Annotated in this window: 16 protein-coding genes; 7 read left to right on the top strand and 9 right to left on the bottom strand. The window is 64.8% G+C overall.

Features of this window, described 5'->3' with window-relative positions:
* Nucleotides 1-224: 224 nt before the first annotated feature.
* Nucleotides 225-1,697: a DASS family sodium-coupled anion symporter gene (locus tag I3J27_RS18960; protein WP_270172366.1), complete on the bottom strand. Its 1,473-nt coding sequence runs from the start codon at nucleotides 1,695-1,697 to the stop codon at nucleotides 225-227.
* A gap of 211 nt (nucleotides 1,698-1,908) precedes the next feature.
* Here I3J27_RS18960 and nthA point away from each other — a divergent pair, with 211 nt between their 5' ends.
* From nthA to I3J27_RS18945, 3 genes are read left to right on the top strand one after another with little or no spacing between them, the layout of a single operon-like run.
* Nucleotides 1,909-2,538, top strand: coding sequence for a nitrile hydratase subunit alpha (gene nthA, locus I3J27_RS18955; RefSeq protein WP_270172363.1), 630 nt, complete (start codon nucleotides 1,909-1,911; stop codon nucleotides 2,536-2,538).
* Complete coding sequence (nthB, locus tag I3J27_RS18950; RefSeq protein WP_270172361.1) at nucleotides 2,535-3,194, top strand: nitrile hydratase subunit beta; 660 nt, start codon at nucleotides 2,535-2,537, stop codon at nucleotides 3,192-3,194. Before nthA ends, nthB begins: the two co-directional genes overlap by 4 nt.
* Nucleotides 3,194-3,571, top strand: coding sequence for a nitrile hydratase accessory protein (locus I3J27_RS18945; protein ID WP_270172359.1), 378 nt, complete (start codon nucleotides 3,194-3,196; stop codon nucleotides 3,569-3,571). The genes nthB and I3J27_RS18945 overlap by 1 nt, the downstream gene beginning before the upstream one ends.
* Nucleotides 3,572-3,716: 145 nt before the next feature.
* Here the strand turns inward: I3J27_RS18945 and queC are convergent, their stop codons facing one another.
* Nucleotides 3,717-4,430 carry a 7-cyano-7-deazaguanine synthase QueC gene (gene queC, locus I3J27_RS18940; RefSeq protein ID WP_270172357.1) on the bottom strand — a complete coding sequence of 238 codons (714 nt, stop codon included), beginning with the start codon at nucleotides 4,428-4,430 and terminating at the stop codon, nucleotides 3,717-3,719.
* A gap of 126 nt (nucleotides 4,431-4,556) precedes the next feature.
* Here queC and mazG point away from each other — a divergent pair, with 126 nt between their 5' ends.
* The 3 genes from mazG to I3J27_RS18925 all read left to right on the top strand — a co-directional run bounded on the left by mazG (nucleotide 4,557) and on the right by I3J27_RS18925 (nucleotide 7,235).
* Complete coding sequence (mazG, locus tag I3J27_RS18935) at nucleotides 4,557-5,411, top strand: nucleoside triphosphate pyrophosphohydrolase (protein ID WP_270172355.1); 855 nt, start codon at nucleotides 4,557-4,559, stop codon at nucleotides 5,409-5,411.
* 139 nt (nucleotides 5,412-5,550) lie between these two features.
* A complete protein-coding gene (locus I3J27_RS18930) occupies nucleotides 5,551-6,633 on the top strand; it encodes a DUF2278 family protein (protein ID WP_270172353.1) in 1,083 nt (360 codons plus the stop codon).
* Nucleotides 6,634-6,776: 143 nt separating this feature from the next.
* Entirely contained in the window at nucleotides 6,777-7,235 is a 459-nt protein-coding gene (locus I3J27_RS18925; RefSeq protein ID WP_270172351.1) for a GNAT family N-acetyltransferase, read from the top strand.
* Nucleotides 7,236-7,260: 25 nt separating this feature from the next.
* Here I3J27_RS18925 and hflX read toward each other — a convergent pair whose 3' ends face one another.
* The 4 genes from hflX to I3J27_RS18905 all read right to left on the bottom strand — a co-directional run bounded on the left by hflX (nucleotide 7,261) and on the right by I3J27_RS18905 (nucleotide 12,943).
* Nucleotides 7,261-8,652, bottom strand: a complete 1,392-nt coding sequence (hflX, locus tag I3J27_RS18920; RefSeq protein ID WP_270172349.1) for a GTPase HflX — start codon at nucleotides 8,650-8,652, stop codon at nucleotides 7,261-7,263.
* Between the two features lie 11 nt (nucleotides 8,653-8,663).
* A complete protein-coding gene (gene hfq / locus I3J27_RS18915) occupies nucleotides 8,664-8,912 on the bottom strand; it encodes an RNA chaperone Hfq (protein WP_007591126.1) in 249 nt (82 codons plus the stop codon).
* Between the two features lie 249 nt (nucleotides 8,913-9,161).
* The gene (gene ntrX / locus I3J27_RS18910; RefSeq protein WP_270172317.1) at nucleotides 9,162-10,532 is read right to left on the bottom strand and encodes a nitrogen assimilation response regulator NtrX; all 1,371 of its coding nucleotides are present in this window, start codon (nucleotides 10,530-10,532) and stop codon (nucleotides 9,162-9,164) included.
* A 17-nt stretch (nucleotides 10,533-10,549) separates the two neighbouring features.
* A complete protein-coding gene (locus tag I3J27_RS18905) occupies nucleotides 10,550-12,943 on the bottom strand; it encodes a sensor histidine kinase (RefSeq protein WP_270172315.1) in 2,394 nt (797 codons plus the stop codon).
* Between the two features lie 194 nt (nucleotides 12,944-13,137).
* Between I3J27_RS18905 and I3J27_RS18900 the strand changes: the two genes are divergently transcribed.
* Nucleotides 13,138-13,275 (top strand): hypothetical protein, encoded by a 138-nt coding sequence (locus tag I3J27_RS18900; RefSeq protein ID WP_270173042.1) that lies wholly within the window; start codon nucleotides 13,138-13,140, stop codon nucleotides 13,273-13,275.
* A 168-nt stretch (nucleotides 13,276-13,443) separates the two neighbouring features.
* Here I3J27_RS18900 and ntrC read toward each other — a convergent pair whose 3' ends face one another.
* Genes ntrC through dusB form a run of 3 tightly spaced genes read right to left on the bottom strand, consistent with a single transcriptional unit; the run spans nucleotide 13,444 to nucleotide 17,072 of the window.
* Complete coding sequence (gene ntrC / locus I3J27_RS18895; RefSeq protein WP_008133472.1) at nucleotides 13,444-14,886, bottom strand: nitrogen regulation protein NR(I); 1,443 nt, start codon at nucleotides 14,884-14,886, stop codon at nucleotides 13,444-13,446.
* A 9-nt stretch (nucleotides 14,887-14,895) separates the two neighbouring features.
* Nucleotides 14,896-16,074 carry a two-component system sensor histidine kinase NtrB gene (locus tag I3J27_RS18890; RefSeq protein ID WP_270172312.1) on the bottom strand — a complete coding sequence of 393 codons (1,179 nt, stop codon included), beginning with the start codon at nucleotides 16,072-16,074 and terminating at the stop codon, nucleotides 14,896-14,898.
* Nucleotides 16,071-17,072: a tRNA dihydrouridine synthase DusB gene (dusB, locus tag I3J27_RS18885; RefSeq protein WP_270172309.1), complete on the bottom strand. Its 1,002-nt coding sequence runs from the start codon at nucleotides 17,070-17,072 to the stop codon at nucleotides 16,071-16,073. Before dusB ends, I3J27_RS18890 begins: the two co-directional genes overlap by 4 nt.
* Nucleotides 17,073-17,327 lie beyond the last annotated feature (255 nt).

Here is a 17,327-nt window from a genome sequence, read left to right as displayed (position 1 = left end):
TTCGCTTGCCCCGCAAAGCGTGCGGCAAGCCAGGTCGCATCACGCGACGGGGAAGTGGAACGGCGATGAGGGCCTCAGATGGAGCGCGCTGCATCGCAGCATGCACCATCGCCTGTTCGGCTCATTCTTGCAATGTCAGAGATCTGCGAGGTGTGGGACGAACGTCTCCAAACCCTCGCCTGCGGAGAAAAATCATCTGCCGGATGTCAGCCCTCCTCCCCGGCTCAGTGGACCTGCAACCAGGGCAGCACGATCAGCAGAAGCCCCGCGAAATACAGCAGCCCGAAGATCAGCCCAAAGCCCCAGAACTGGCCCTTCCCGATATAGCCGCTGCCGAAATACATCGGCGCGGGTCCCGTGGCGTAAGGCGAGATCACGCCCATCAGGCCGAGCGAGTACATGCAGAGCATGGCAAGCGTCGTGACCGGCAGGTCGGGAATGCCGGAACCGACCGCGAGCACGACAGGCAGCACGGCAGCCGCATGCGAGGTGATGCTCGAGAAGAAATAGTGGATCCAGAAGAACAGCGCGACCAGCAGCAGCATCGCGGTCGACGGCGACAGTCCCGCAAGCGGTTTGGCGTATTCGGTCGCGAACCATTTGATGAAGCCGATCTCGTTGAGGCCCGAGGCCAGCGTCAGCAGCGAGGTGAAATAGAAGAACACCTCCCAGGCGCTCTTCTCGCTGACGATGTCGGCGAATTCGATCACGCCCGTCACCAGCATCAAGGAGATCACGATGAACACGACGGTGGTGGCGTTGACGAAGTTCGAGCCGAGCAGCGGTACGTGGATGTCCGGGCTCGAGCCCGCGATCCACAGGAACATCGCCAGCACGATCAGGCCGAGCATGATCCACTCGTTGCGCGACATCGGGCCCATCGCACCGAGCTCCTTTGCCGCCCAGTCGGAGATCTCAGGGCTGCGCTTCACCTCGGGACGGCAGACCAAATAGCTGAGCAGCGGAACGAGGATCATCAGGACAATACCGAGCGGCGCAAAGCCGATGAACCACTGACCCCAGCTCACCTCCACCCCGACCGTCTTCTTGGCGATCGCCAGCGCCGCCGCATTGGGCGCGAGTGCGGTGAAGAACAGCGAGCTCGTCACCGCCGTGGCCGCGAACGCCGTCCACATCACGTAGGTGCCGATCCGGCCGGCGGTCGGCCCCGGCTCGGAGCCGTAGATGCGCGGGATGTTGCTGATGATGGGATAGACAATGCCGCCGCTGCGCGCGGTGTTGGACGGCGTCGCCGGCGCCAGCAAAAAATCCGACATCGCCACCGCGTATCCGAGGCCGAGCGTGTTGCGGCCGAGCCGCTGCACCAGCACCAGCGCGATGCGCCGGCCGAGCTGGCTCTTGCGATAGCCGATCGAGAACACGAAGGCGCCGACGATCAGCCACACCGTGCTCTCGGCAAAGCCCGCCAGCATCCAGCGCAGCGACTTGGTCGGATCGGCTTCGATATAGCCGCTGACACCGACAACCGTCAGGCCGATGAAGCCGACCGCGCCGACCGGCATCGATTCCAGGATCAGTCCGGTGATGACGGCCGCGAACACGGCAAAATAGTGCCACTGATTGGCGTTGAGGCCTGCGGGCACCGGCCACAGATAGATCGCCAGCCACACCACGAGTGGCGCGATCAGCTTCCAGCGAAACCCTTTCGCTTCAGGCGCCTGCGAATTGGCGGTCATGGCCCTTCCCCCTCGATTGTCGTCGCGTCATGCGGCCCGTTGGCCGAGCCTGCTTGGTCCCGACGCCGTATTACGGCACACGTCATGGTGCAATCAATGGCCGTTTCCAGGCCGGTCGTGCAGCAGGCCCAAATGGTGTCACGAACAGTTGGCCCGGCCGCGCTGCAACGACGGCTCGACAGGCGGGGACCATTGCGCCTATCTTTGTGGCATGAGCCACGATCACGACCACCATCACGATCACGATCATTCCGAACTGTCGGAAACCGAGCTACGCGTGCGCGCGCTGGAGACGATCCTGACCGAAAAGGGCTATGTCGAGCCGGCTGCACTCGACGCCATCATTCAGGCCTATGAGACCAAGATCGGCCCGCATAACGGCGCGCGCGTCGTCGCCAAGGCCTGGACCGATCCGGCGTTCAAGCAGGCGCTGCTCGAGGATGGTTCCAAGGCGATCGGCACGCTCGGTCATGTCAGCCGCGTCGGCGACCATCTCGTGGTGGTCGAGAACACGCCTGAGCGCCACAACATGGTCGTGTGCACGCTGTGCTCCTGCTACCCCTGGGAGATGCTGGGGCTGCCGCCGGTCTGGTACAAGGCCGCGCCCTACCGCTCGCGTGCGGTGAAAGATCCGCGCGGCGTGCTCGCCGATTTCGACGTCAGCCTGCCGAAGGACATGGAAATCCGGGTATGGGATTCCACCGCCGAGACGCGCTTTTTGGTGCTACCGATGCGGCCCGCGGGCACGGAAGGGTGGAGCGAGGAGCAACTCGCCGAGCTGGTCACCCGCGATTCCATGATCGGCACCGGCTTTCCCAAAGCGCCCGGAGCGCCGTCGTGAACGGCGTGCACGACATGGGCGGCATGGACGGGTTCGGCAAGGTCGAGCCCGAGCCGAACGAGCCGATGTTTCACGAGGAGTGGGAATCCCGCGTCCTCGCCATGGTCCGCGCGATGGGCGCGGCCGGCGCCTTTAACATCGACACCTCGCGCTTCTATCGCGAGACGCTGCCGCCGCATGTTTATCTGTCGAGCTCCTACTACAAGAAATGGTTTCTCGGGCTCGAGGAGATGCTGATCGAGAAAGGCTACCTCACCCGGGAGGAAGTCGCCGCCGGTCACGCGATGCAGCCAGGCAAGGCGCTCAAGCACGGCAAGTTCGACCTTGGCCAGGTTGAGCGCATCATGGTGCGCGGCAAGTTCGCCCGCCCTGCGCCTGCACCCGCCAAATTCAACGTCGGCGACCGCGTGCGGGCGAAGAACATTCATCCGACAACGCACACGCGGCTGCCGCGCTATGTGCGCGGCCATGTCGGAATCGTCGAGTTGAACCACGGCTGCCACGTGTTTCCGGATTCCGCGGCGATGGAGCGCGGCGAGAATCCGCAATGGCTCTACACCGTCGTGTTCGAAGGCCGCGATCTCTGGGGTGCGGACGGAGATCCGACGCTGAAGGTCTCGATCGACGCGTTCGAGCCCTATCTGGACCCGGCGTGATGGGCAGCGGGCTAGCAGCCGCCGCGACGGCGGCGATTCCAAGTATCCCGCGCGATGACGACGGTCCGGTATTCCGCGCCCCTTGGGAGGCGCACGCGTTCGCCATGGCGTTGACGCTGCACGAGCGTGGCGTGTTCACCTGGCCGGAATGGGCAGCAAGCCTGGCCGACGAGATCAAGCGCGCGCAGGCCGCCGGCGACCCTGATACGGGCGAGACCTACTATCTGCACTGGCTCGCGACGCTGGAGGGCTTGGTTGCGCGCAAGGGCGTGGCATCGACGGAGACGCTGCACCGCTACCGCGACGCCTGGGACCACGCCGCCGACCGCACCCCGCACGGCAAACCGATCGAGCTCAAGCCGGAGGATTTTGGCTAGCTCGGTAGAAGGCACGATCATGCCAAGCCCTCCGCTGTCATTCCCCGCGAAAGCGGGGAATCCAGTAGGCCGCGGCCCTCGGCTCAAATAGTCTCTGGGATACTGGATCAGCCGCTTTCGCGGTGATGACACCGAGTATGTGGTCTTAGCGCCCCGCCACAAACTCCCGCCACCCCTTCGCCCGCAGGCTGCACGCCGGGCACTCCCCGCATCCATAACCCCACTCATGCTGCGCGCCGCGTTCGCCGAGATAGCAGGTGTGCGACTGCTCGCGGATGAGATCGACCAGCCCCTCGCCGCCGAGGTCATGCGCGAGCTTCCAAGTCGCGGCCTTGTCGATCCACATCAGCGGCGTATGCAGTTCGAACGTCCTCGCCATGCCGAGCGAGAGCGCGGCCTGCATCGCGCGGATGGTGTCGTCGCGGCAATCGGGATAGCCGGAATAGTCGGTCTCGCACATGCCGCCGACGATGTGGGTGATGCCGCGCCGATAGGCCAGCGCTGCGGCGAAGGTCAGGAACACGAGGTTGCGGCCGGGGACAAAAGTATTGGGGAGGCCATCGGCGCCCATCGCGATCGCGACGTCGCGCGTCAGCGCCGTCTCGGACACAGCGGCCAGCGTCGGGATCGACAGCGTATGGCTCTCGCCGAGCTTTGCGGCCCAGTCCGCGCGCAGGTCTTTGATGCCGTCGAACAGACGCGCGCGGCAGTCGAGCTCGACCGCATGGCGCTGGCCGTAGTCGAACCCCAGCGTCTCCACCCGCGCGAAGCGGCTCAGTGCCCAGGCAAGACAGGTGGTGGAATCCTGGCCGCCGGAAAACAACACCAGCGCGGTTTGTGATGAAAATGCGTCGCTCATGTCCCGCGCTTTAGCACTGTGCACTTCGCCCGCCAATCGGTGGAAATCACCCTGTTCCGCCGCGTCCCGCTGGGAACGGCGGCCCGCTTTTGGCATAAGGTTTTGGACCCAGGAGACTGCCCCGCAATGACCCCTTCCCGTGACATTTCCCGCCTGATCGAGATCATGGCGGCGCTGCGCACGCCGGTGACCGGCTGCCCCTGGGACCTCGAGCAGGATTTTGCGACCATCGCGCCCTACACGATTGAGGAAGCCTATGAGGTGGTCGAGGCGATCAGCCGCGGCGATCTCGACGATCTCCGCGAGGAGCTCGGCGATCTCCTGCTCCAGGTCGTGTTCCACGCCCAGATGGCTGAAGAGCAGAACGCTTTTGCGTTCGGTGATGTGGTCGAGGCCATCACGCGCAAAATGATCCGCCGTCATCCCCACGTCTTCGCCGACAAGGACGGCAATCTCGCCTCCTCCCACGTCAAGGAAGTCTGGGACCGCATCAAGGCCGAGGAGAAGGCTGAGCGCGCGGCGCGCCGGCCACCGGAAGAGACGCCGAAGCACAAATCATTGCTGGGGGGCGTGAAAGCGGGCCAACCCGCATTGACCCGCGCGATGGAACTTCAGCGCAAGGCCTCCACCGTCGGCTTCGACTGGAACGACCCGCGCGCGGTTTTGCAAAAGATCCGCGAGGAAGCCGACGAGATCGAGGCCGCGCTCGACCGCAACGACAAGCAGGAGATCGCGGACGAAACCGGCGACCTGATGTTCGCCCTCGTCAACCTCGCCCGCCATGTCGATGCCGATCCGGAGGCCGCGCTGCGCGCGACCAATGCGAAGTTCGAAAAGCGCTTTGCCTATATTGAGCAGGCGCTGGAGGCGCAGGGCCGCACGCTGGAGCAGGCCTCGCTGGTGGAGATGGATGCGCTGTGGAATGCGGCGAAGGGCGAGGAGAAAACGATATCGGAGACCCGCCGCGAGGCCCGGCGCTAGCCCTGTACGCATTTGATCCAGATATAGGTCAGCACTTTGTCCTGAACGCCGCGAGGCGATCTTGCCAAAGCGTGAGGCCCGCAGCGGCGACCGGGGTCACCTTTCAAGCCATGAAACCGTCACGACCTGCAGTCTAAAGTTGAACACCGGCGCCAGCGCAGCCGCAACCCCACGGCAGGTGAGTGCAATGCCCCTGAAACACTATTCGGTCCTCAAGGGACGCCCGATCGCGATGCGTTTCGGCACCGGCCAGTCACCGCATTATCAAGTCCATGTCGTGGCCGACAACGCGGATTTCCGCATCGCCGTCAACGTGCAGTCGGCGGATGGCAGCGAAGTCGAGTACCTGGTGCGATCGCATTTTGTCCATCCGATCACCGATCAACTCGCGGCGCTGCCGGAGGGCCTGCACCCGCAGTCGCCGAAGCCGGGCAGCACGGCGCTGGACTTCATTCGCGGCAATCTGATGCAACCGCAGGAGATGGTCCCACTGCCGCTGTCCTTGCCCGGACCGGACAATGACCTCAACGAGAAGCTCGACCAGTTCGTCCAGCGCGCGCTCTCGAATGAAAGCGCGATGGTGTACGCATTCGGCGAGACGTGGGGGCCGGAGACGAAGGCGGACAATTATTTTGGCTTCCGGCCGGGACGCGGCATTCACGATATCCATATGAACCAGGGAAATCCGATCGGAAAATTCTCGGGCGACAACGGGCCGTGGCAGGACGGCGGGCTCGTGTTCGAATTCCCGGATCAGAATCTATGGACGGCGGTCTTCCTGAAATTCCAGACGCAGGCCTGGCACACCGATGACAGGACCGGTCATCCCATCGATCTCGGCGGAGGCACGCCGACGACGCCGCCAGATCCGACGACTCCTCCGACCGAGGAAATGCCCGATGGCCTCGTGCGCATCATTGCGGCCCTCGTCAACGCCGTGAAGACGCCCGAGCGGGAAGTCGTCACGCTGCTCAACACGGCCGATCGCGATATCGATCTCACCGGCTGGATGCTGGCCGACAAGCAGAAGAACAAAATGGTTCTCTCAGGGAAGATCGCGGCCGGGCACGCTCGCCGTCGTCGTGCAGAAGCCGATGGAACTATCGAACCAGGGCGGCATCATTTCGTTGCTGGACGAACGCGGGGTCAAAATTCACGGCGTCGCCTACACCAAGGCGCAAGCGAAAACTCCGGGCCTGACCATTCCATTCTAGTGTCCTGAGTGGCAACGCATCAGAGGCACGCAAGCAAGTCCGCCGCTAACCCGCTGTCGTCGGTTTGCGCGGAAAGTGCGGAGCCCGGATGGAGCGACGGGCAATCCGGGCTACGGTGCTAACTGATTGAATGCAGTAACAAGGACACGCAGTGGACATCAGACAGGACGATCCGAAGGCGCCCCATGTCGCCGGCTTGCTGGCGCATCATCTGGAAGAGCTGCGCAGCGTCATGGGCGAGCACGCGCAGGCGCTGGACGCGAGCGGTCTTTCGGCTCCGGCCGTGACGTTCTGGACGGCCTGGCAGGGCGATGTGCTGGCTGGGTTCGGCGCTCTGAAGCAGCTCGATGCGACGCATGGAGAGGCGAAGTCGATGCGCGCTGCGCCTGCAGCACGCGGGACCGGCGTCGGTCGCACGATTCTGCACCACATCGTCGCTGAAGCGCGCGAACGAGGCTATGCGCGCCTCAGCCTGGAGACGGGTACGGCACCGCTGCACGCTCCCGCCGTCGCGCTCTACCGCAGCGCCGGCTTCGTCCCCTGTGAGCCGTTCGCCGATTATCAGGCGAGCCCGCACAACCAGTTCATGAGGCTCGACCTGTCCAGGTGAACGCCCTCAGCTTGCCGCCACGGGCTCAAGCCACGCGCGGCACCGCATCGAATCTCGACACCACGATATCCCGCTTGGTCTCGTCCACCCGCACGGTCATGTCGAAGCGGCCGTCGTGCAGCTCTTTCGCCAGCACCTCGGAATTGCGGTGCAGCCAGGAAATGCCGGCGCCATCGGCGGCGTCGATGGAGAGGTCGAGCGTGGTGCGCTTGGCGGCGAGCCTCTCCTCGATCGCGGCGAGCAGTGCGTCGATGCCCTCGCCCGACACGGCCGAGACCAGCATCGCCGGATGATCCTCCGGCCTGCGCGCGGCGATGTTCAAAAGCCCTTCGCGCTGCTCGGAATCGTAACGATCAATCTTGTTCCAGACCTCGATGATGCGGCCTGAGTCATCGGGATTGATGCCGAGCTGGCGCAGCACGGCGTCGACGTCGCTCTGCTGGGCCTCGGCATCCTCGTGCGAGATGTCGCGCACATGCAGGATGACGTCGGCTTCCAGCACCTCCTCCAGCGTGGCGCGGAAGGCGGCGACGAGCTGGGTCGGCAGATTGGAAATGAAGCCGACCGTGTCGGACAGCATCGCCTTGCCGCCATGCGGCAGGGTGAGCGCGCGGAGCGTTGGATCGAGCGTGGCGAACAGCATGTCGGCCGCCTGCACGTCGGCGCGCGTCAGGCGGTTGAACAACGTCGACTTGCCGGCATTGGTGTAGCCGACCAGCGCGACGACGCGATATGGCACGCGCTGGCGGCCGGCGCGATGCAGGCGGCGCGTCGCCTGCACCTTCTTCAGCTCGCTCTCGAGCTTGGAGATGCGCTCCTGGATCAGGCGGCGGTCGGCCTCGATCTGCGTCTCGCCGGGGCCGCCCATGAATCCGAAACCGCCGCGCTGGCGTTCGAGATGGGTCCACGACCGAACCAGGCGCGAGCGCTGGTAGTTGAGATGCGCGAGCTCGACCTGGAGCGAGCCTTCCCTGGTCTTGGCGCGGCGGCCGAAGATTTCCAGAATCAAGCCCGTGCGGTCGAGCACCTTGGCCTGCAGCTCCTTCTCGAGATTGCGCTGCTGGATCGGCGCCAGCGCACAATCCATCACCACGAGCTCGACATCGAGGCTCTTGATCAGCCCGGCGATCTCCTCGACCTTGCCCTTGCCGATATAGGTGGCGGGCCTGATCTGGCCGATCGGCGCGATGATGGCGTCCGCAATGACGAGGTCGATCGCGCGCGCGAGGCCGGCGGCTTCATCGAGCCGGGCCTCGGCGTCGCGTTGAACTTGACTTGGGACATGACCTTCCGATTGCGCGTCGGCACTGCCCGCACGCACTCGCAAGTAGGGGCCGATGACAAGCACCCGCCCCGTTTGCTTAGCCCCTGCCGATCGCGGACGATCGGCCTCCCCGTCGAAATTCCGGGGTTCCAATCAGAGCACTCTCAAGCCGGCTGATCCTCACCGCCTTCGAACAGCTGGATCGGAGCGCCCGGCATGATGGTCGAGATCGCGTGCTTGTAGACAAGCTGCGAGTGACCGTCGCGCCGAAGCAGCAAACAGAAATTGTCGAACCAGGTCACGATGCCCTGGAGCTTCACTCCGTTGACCAGAAAGATCGTCAGTGGCGTCTTGGTTTTGCGAACGTGATTGAGGAAGGTGTCCTGTAGGTTTTGTGCGCGGTCTGCCGCCATTGTTTTTTTCTCGCTTTGAGTTTCTTTTTATTGCGCCGGTTGCGGCCCTCATTGTGACGTTCGGAGCCTCTCCCGGTTGCCGCTCCTCATGAGATCCCCCTCGGAAGGAACGGCTGTGCAATTAGAGGGCAGGTGGGCTTATTAGGCAAGCCGCTTCACGCGGCAGGCCGTGCTCTATTGCCCCGAAAAACTACGGAAATCGATGATTTTCCTCGCTTATCGCTGAGGCCCATCTGCGACCTTGGGGCGCTAGCCAACGCCCAGCGCCTTCAACTTTCGATGCAGCGCCGAACGTTCCATGCCAACAAACTCGGCTGTGCGAGAAATATTTCCTGAGAAACGGCTGATCTGTGCAATCAAATAGTCGCGCTCGAACACTTCGCGCGCTTCGCGCAGCGGCAGGCCCATGATGTGCTCGCCATTGTTGCTGGTCGGCATGGCCGGCACCATGGAGCCGACGTCCTGCGGCAGCATGTCCGCGGTGATGATGACCTCGGGCCCGCCCGCAGCCAGAATCATGACTCTCTCAACGTTGTTGCGGAGCTGGCGCACATTGCCCGGCCAGACATGCGATTGCAGCACGGCCATCGCGTCCTGCCCGATCTGGCGCTTGGGCAGGCCGCTGCCGGCCGAGATCTGCTCCATGAAGTAGTCGATCAATTCCGGAATGTCCTCGCGCCGCTCCGACAGCGCGGGCACGCGGATCGGCACCACCGAGAGCCGGTGATAGAGGTCCTCGCGGAAATGGCCGGCCGCGATCTCCTCTTCGAGATTGCGCGCGGTGGAGGAGATGATGCGGACGTCGACCTGCACCTTGGCGGTGCCGCCGACGCGCTGGAACGACTGCTCGACCAGCACGCGCAGGATCTTGTTCTGGGTCTCGCGCGGCATGTCCGCGATCTCGTCGATGAACAGCGTGCCGCCATGGGCTTCCTCGAGCGCGCCGGGCTTGCGCGCGTGCTCGCCGTTGGACTGCTCGATGCCGAACAGCTCATGCTCCATCCGATCGGGCGTGATCGCGGCGGCATTGATGACGACGAAGGGGCCGTCGGCGCGGCCCGAGGCCGTGTGCAGCGTGCGCGCGGTCAGCTCCTTGCCGGCGCCGGCGGGGCCGACGATCAGGATGCGGCTGTTGGCCTTGGCCGCGCGCTCGATGGTCTGGCGCAGCTGGTTCATGCTGGGCGAACGGCCGACGAGCGAGCTTGCGCTCGGCGCAAGCTGCTTCAGCTCCTTGACCTCGCGCTTGAGCCGCGAATTCTCCAGCGCCCTGGTTGCGACCAGGATCAGCCGGTCGGCCTTGAACGGCTTCTCGATGAAATCATAGGCGCCGCGCTTGATCGCGGCGACCGCGGTCTCGATGTTGCCGTGGCCGGAGATCATCACGACCGGCAGATCGGCATTGTCCTTCTTGACCTGTTCCAGGAGCTGCAAGCCGTCGAGCTTGGAGCCCTGCAGCCAAATGTCGAGAAACACCAGATGCGGCCTGCGGTTGGCGATCTCGGCGAGCGCGGAGTCGCTGTCGCGCGCGGTCCGCGTGACAAAACCCTCGTCTTCGAGAATGCCCGCGACGAGATCCCGAATATCGGCCTCATCATCGACAATCAGAATTTCACTTGCCATGGGTCGCGCCTGTCTTGTCAGATGCCTGTCGAGGCTTCGATTTTCGTTGAATCATTGGTCTTTTCAGCCGGCTCTTTGGTTTCGCCCGCCGGCTCTTTTGTTTCCGGCGCCGTGTCCTTGACCGGGGCGCTGGCCGCTTCGTTCACCGCTTCCTTGGCCGTCGGCGCCTGCTCGGTCCCCTCGCTCTTCGGGGGAGCGCCGGAGATCGCAAAGCGCATCCGCATCCAGGCGCCGCGCTGGCCTTCCCGGAAGTCGGAAGCGTCCTTCAGCTCGATGCGCCCGCCATGGTCTTCGAGGACGCGGCCGACGATTGCGAGGCCAAGGCCGGTACCCTTGGCGCGCGTGGTCACGTAGGGCTCCAGCAGCCGCGAGCGCGCGACCTTGGGCAGGCCGATACCGTTGTCGATGACGTCGATCAGCACGTCCTCGCCCTCGCGCGAGACCACGACGTCGATGCGGCCTTTTCCGAGCTCTTCCGGCGGCACCTGCTCGATCGCCTCGGTGGCGTTCTTGACGATGTTGGTGACCGCCTGCGAGATCAGCCGCCGGTCGAACTGGGCCCGCAGCGGATCCTCCTTGAACTCGGCGTCGATGTCGATCTCGGGATGGGCGACCTTCATCAGGAACACCGCCTGCCGCACGGTGTCGGCGACGTCCTCGCCCTCCATCACCGGCTTCGGCATCCGCGCGAAGCGCGAGAACTCGTCCACCATGCGCCTGATGTCGTCGACCTGGCGCACGATGGTGTCGGTGCACTGCTCGAAGATCTGCTTGTCCTTGGTCTCGGTGATGTCCTTGCCGAACTTGCGGCGGATGCGCTCGGCCGAGAGCTGAATCGGCGTCAGCGGATTCTTGATCTCGTGCGCGATGCGGCGGGCGACGTCGCCCCAGGCCGAGGTGCGCTGCGCCGAGACCAGCTCGGTGATGTCGTCGAGCGTGATGATGTAGCTGTCGTGCGGCTGGCTGGTCTTCTCGGCGCTGACGCGGACCGACAGATTGCGTTCCTGCCCGTCGCGCGTGATCGTGATCTGGCCCTGCACCAGGCGCTGGGTCCCTTCCCGCGCCGCCTTCATCATCTCGTCGAGCTCGGGCAGCACGTCGGAGAGCGGATGGCCGAGCGTTTCCGCTTCGGAGTGCCCGATCAGCTTCTCGGCGGAGCGGTTGAGGATGCCGACGCTGCCCGAATGATCGACGCCGATGATGCCGGCGCTGGCCGAGGACAGCACGGCCTCGATGAAGCGGCGGCGGCTGTCGATGAGATCGCTGGCGTTGACGAGCTCGTCGCGCTGGCTGCGCAATTCCTGCGTCATCTTGTTGAAGGTCTCACCCAACTGGGCGAGGTCGCCTTCGGACTGGTGCACCGGCACCTTCACATTGAGGTCGCCCGTCGAGACCGTATGGGCTGCGTTCATCAGCCGCCGGATCGGCGAAACCAGCGAGTTGGCGAAGTTGAGGCCGATCAGCACCGAGGCCATCAGGATGGTCAGCGCGATCACCGCGAACATCAAGGCGAACGCGACCTGGATGCCGAGCCGGCGCGACTCGATCTGGGCGTATTCGGCGACGCTGACTTCCGTCTGCTTGAGCTGATTGACGACATTCGGATCAAGCGGACGTGCGACGTAGAGGAAGGTGTCGTTGAAGGCGCGCAGGCGGATCACAGCAGCGACGAAGCTCGCGTCCGGCAACACCGCGATCTCGGGCTCGTTCTCGTTGACGTTGCTGAGGAAGTCCGGCGCCGGCGGCGAATAGGCCAGCCGCATGCCGGTGTCGGCCGATTCCAGGATATTGGTGCTCTTGTCGATGATCATCGCGCCCGGCAGATTGCGGGAGCCGGCGCTGGCCGTCAGCAGCTCGCGGAACGAGCGGCGGTCCTGGTCGTAGAGCGGCCGGGCATGCGCGATGTCGTTGGCCATGCCGAGAATGTCGCCCCGGATGAGCTGCGCGTGGTCCTGCATATAGGCGCGCGCGATCGTCAGCGAGTTCTGGATCACTTCCTTGGTCGGACCGGAGAACAACCGGTCGAGGCCGCGTTCGATGGTGACGTTGGCGACGACGGCGACCAGCACGGCCGGCAGCACGGCCACGATCGAGAACAGGCTGACGATCTGGACATGGAGGCGCGCCGCCGCCCTGCCCCGCCGCCGCGCCAAGATCATCTGCCAGAGCTCGCGGATGATGATGCCGACCAGCAGCAGGATCGTGCCTGCATTGATCAGATAGAACGAGCGGACGATCTCCGGCGTCGGCTCGATCGTGGTGAGGCCGGTCAGGACGACAAAGGTCAGGAAGGCCGACCCCAGCGCCAGCGCCACGGCAATGGGTGCCAGCCAGCGCCGCGCCGACCAACGCCGGGGCTCTTCCGCTGGGGCCGTGTCGAAGTGTGCGGCCGAGGTGTCTGCGCTGGTCATTCCGGCAATGGTGCTGCTGAAAAGGGGTCCGCGGCGGGGCGGATACTGATGTATTCGTACCACATTGTTGCCGAATTGCGACAATTCCGCGGCGCCCCCGCGCGACGGACCGGCGCATTCACAGGGTGCTGATCTGGCAGACCTAGTTCGCGGGAACGGATTCCGGCCCCTTCGGCTTGACGGGGATGGACAGGTTGTTTCTCGCGATAATGGTGTCGGCCGTGCTGCTGCTGATCGTGGCCTCGGATCTGCTGGTCAACGGCCCTGGCCTTCAGCCGCCGGCGGCAAACGTCGCCAGTGCCCAGCCGGTCTCAGTCCGGCTGATCAGGTGAGTGCGACGCCGCGTCTCGCGGTCGAACCACCAATTCGTATGTTCCGGCGGAACGTTTCGGCCCGATTGGGACTTTTGCTCACCGCGTCAGCCACGAAGGCCAGCGCGATCCGGACAGGCTCAGCTCCGCTTTGGTAGGGGGAGCTGAGCCACCGTCCTTTCGGAAAGACTAGCCCCCGCTCCTGTAGACCTGGATATCGAGATCCCGGATCTTCTTCCGCAGCGTGTTGCGGTTGAGGCCGAGCAAATCGGCGGCGCGGATCTGGTTGCCGCGGGTGGCGGCGAGCGCGGCCGTCAGCAGCGGCACCTCGATCTCCTTGAGGATGCGGTGATAGAGGCCCGGCGGCGGCACCCCGTTCGGGAACCCCTGGAAGTGCGAGGACAGATACGCCTCCACCGCGCCGCCGAGATTGTCGACGCCCTGCTGGACCGCGGCACCCGGACTGACCGTGGGCGGCGCCAGCTCGCCGTCGATGACCGAGCCTGTGATCACGTCCTGCGGATAGAGCGCGGCAAGGCGCCGGGCGAGGTTTTCCAGCTCGCGCACGTTGCCCGGCCAGCGGTGCTGCTTCATCCGCTCCAGCGCCAGCGTGTCGAGCTTCTTCGGCGGCAGGCCGTCCTTCTCGGCCAGGGTGAAGAAGTGACGCACCAGGTCCGGCAGGTCCTCGATGCGCTCGCGCAAGGGGGGCAGCCGCAGCGGCACGACGTTGAGGCGGAAGAACAGATCCTCGCGGAACAGGCCTTGCTGGATCAGGACGCGCAAATCCTTGTTGGAGGCCGCGACGATGCGCACGTCGGTCTTGATCGGGGTGCGGCCGCCGACGGTGGTGTATTCGCCCTGCTGAAGCACGCGCAGCAGGCGGGTCTGCGCCTCCATCGGCATGTCGCCGATCTCGTCCAGGAACAGCGTGCCGCCCTCGGCCTGCTCGAACCGGCCGGAGGCGCGGGTGTTGGCGCCGGTGAAGGCGCCGCGCTCATGGCCGAACAGCTCGGATTCGATGAGGTCGCGCGGGATCGCCGCCATGTTGACCGCGACGAACGGGCCGTTGCGGCGCTTGCCGTAATCGTGCAGCGCGCGTGCCACCAGCTCCTTGCCGGTGCCGGACTCGCCCGTGATCATCACGGTGAGATCGGTCTGCATCAGGCGCGCCAGCACGCGGTAGATTTCCTGCATCGCCGGCGAGCGGCCGACCAGCGGGATCGCCTCCATCTCGGCGTCCTCGTCCGGCGTCGAGACCCGTTCCTTCGGCTCGGCCAGCGCACGGCCGACGATGGCGATCAGCTCCTTCAGGTCGAAGGGTTTTGGCAGATATTCGTACGCCCCGCGCTCGGAGGCGCGGATCGCCGTCATGAAGGTGTTCTGCGCGCTCATGACGATGACCGGCAAATTCGGCCGCATCTTCTTGATCCGCGGCAGCAGGTCGAACGCGTTCTCGTCGGGCATCACCACGTCGGTGATGACGAGATCGCCCTCCCCCTGGCTGACCCAGCGCCAAAGCGTTGCGGCGTTGCCGGTGAGCCTGACCTCATAGCCGGCCCGGGAAAGTGCCTGATTGAGAACCGTGCGGATGGCGGTGTCGTCATCAGCAACGAGAATGCTACCTGCGGGCATCGTTAATCCTCATTTTGCCCCCTGTGATGCAGACGACGACTTCCCGGCAGAGCCGTCGCGACTGCTGTGATCGGCATGTTTCGCCGATGTGGAATACATCGGCATCAGCACGCGGAAGGTGGTCTTGCGCGGCTGAGACTCGCATTCGATGATGCCCCCGTGATCCCCGATGATCTTGGCGACCAGCGCGAGGCCCAGACCCGAGCCGGTCTGCTTTGTGGTCACGAAGGGATCGAACAGGTTGGGCAGAAGATCATCCGGCACGCCTGGTCCGTTGTCCCTCACGCAGAACTCGAGCGGCAGAGATACCCGCGTTTTTTGACCGGGGACTGACAGACGCACGCCGGGACGGAACGCGGTGGTAAGCTGGATCTCGGCGTCCGAGCCGAGGTCGACCACGGCTTCGGCAGCATTCTTCACGAGGTTGAGGAACACCTGGATGAGCTGGTCCTGGTTGGCCAGCACCGGCGGCAGCGAGGGATCGTAGTCCTCGATGAAGCGGATGTTGCGGGCAAAGCCCGACTGCGCCAGCCGCTTCACGTGATCGAGCACGGAATGGATGTTGACGGGGCCGCGCACCACGGGGCGCTCGTCGCCGAATACCTCCATGCGGTCGACCAGCGTGACGATGCGGTCGGCCTCGTCGCAGATCAGGCGCGTCAGCATGCGGTCCTCGGACGAGGCCTGCTGCTCGAGGAGCTGGGCCGCGCCGCGGATGCCCGAGAGCGGGTTCTTGATCTCATGCGCCAGCATCGCGGCGAGCGCGATCACCGAGCGCGCGGCGCTGCGATGGGTGAGCTGGCGGTCCATCTTGTCGGCGATGGAGCGCTCCTGGAGCATCACCACGATATGGCCGGGCCGCTCCGTGAGCGGGGCGACATGCAGATCGACCTGGCGGTCGCCGCCCATGCGCGGCGTGCCCAGATCGACCTTGTATTCGTTGACCGGCGAGTTCGACGAGCGCACCTGGTCGATCAGCGCCAGCAAGGGGCTGCCGAATGGGACCAGCTCCTTCAACGACTGCCGCTTCAGGAACTGCGTCGAGATATCGAAAAAGGCTTCGGTCGCGATGTTGGCGGCGACGATCTTGCCGTCCGGCCCGATCATCAGAACGGGGTTGGGCAGCGCGTCCAGGATCGCGTCGCTGTCGGACGGAAGCGGCCGACGATGTTCAACGGCTGAGCTCATGCAGCGGCGCTCCATGCGAAGTCGTCGAAGGCATCTTGCAGTGACCGGTGGACGAGACGCGGATCCTCCGAGGTGAGGATCTTCTGGCGCCAGGATTTCAGCTTCTCGGCCGGCGCACGGCTCACATCGGCGGCGACGTCGAGCGCCCAGCCGAGATGTTTTCGCGCGTGCCTGAGGCCTATGCGCAGGCCATAGAGCGCGCAGACACCCTCATAGAGGGTGCGGACGTAATGCAGCTGTGTCTCGAGCGAGGGCGTCGCTTCCTCTGCCCCGCCCTTGAGGCGCCGGCCGATCTCGCCGGGGAGCCAGGGCTGGCCTTGAGCACCACGGCCGATCATCACGGCATCGGCGCCGGAGGCCTCCAGCGCCGCGAGCGCCTTCTCGTAAGTGGTAATGTCGCCATTGACGACGAGCGGAATGGAGATGGCCTCGCGCACCGCGCGGATCGCATCCCAATCGGCCTCGCCCTTGTAGAACTGGCAGCGAGTGCGGCCGTGAACGGTGACGAGCTGGATGCCGGCAGCTTCCGCGCGGCGCGCCAATTCCGGCGCATTGCGGGTGCGGTCGTCCCAGCCGAGCCGCATCTTCAGCGTCACGGGGACCTTCACCGCGGCGATCGTCGCCTCGATCAGGCTGACGGCATGGTCGAGGTCGCGCATCAGGGCGGAGCCGGACTGGCCACCGGTGACATGGCGGGCCGGACAGCCCATGTTGATGTCGATGATGTCGGCGCCTTCGGCTTCCGCGATCCGGGCGCCTTCGGCCATCCAGTGCGTCTCGCAGCCGGCGAGCTGCACCACGTGCGGTCCGATGCCCGTCGCTTCGCAGCGCAACCGCGACATCCGATGACCATTCGCGAGCTCATCGCTGGCGGTCATTTCGGACACGACCAGACCGGCCCCGAGCTCGGCGGCCAGCCGGCGGACGGGCGAGTCCGTCACCCCCGACATCGGCGCCAGGAAGACCGGGGTGGCGACATCAATATCGCCTATCTTCAATGGCTTAGAGCCTGATACTGCCGAGCCGGTCACAGGGGTCCCGTTGCGTAGGCAGGGCCTCATCGCGCCTGCCATGACCTATCTTGCGCACAATTCTTGTGCAGTCAAGCGTCATGCCTACAGTTTAGACAGTTCTGCAAATCTTTCAAGTGCAGTGCAGCAAAATGCTGTTTCCCACAATGCAGGGAAACCCCCTTTTTTTGCGGGCCTGCCGTGCTAGAGGCATGCCGGCAATCACCCCTCTCCCCCGACTCT

It is taken from the genome of Bradyrhizobium xenonodulans, from assembly GCF_027594865.1.
GTDB classification, from domain to species: domain Bacteria; phylum Pseudomonadota; class Alphaproteobacteria; order Rhizobiales; family Xanthobacteraceae; genus Bradyrhizobium; species Bradyrhizobium xenonodulans.
This window is presented reverse-complemented; position numbering and strand designations above follow the sequence as displayed.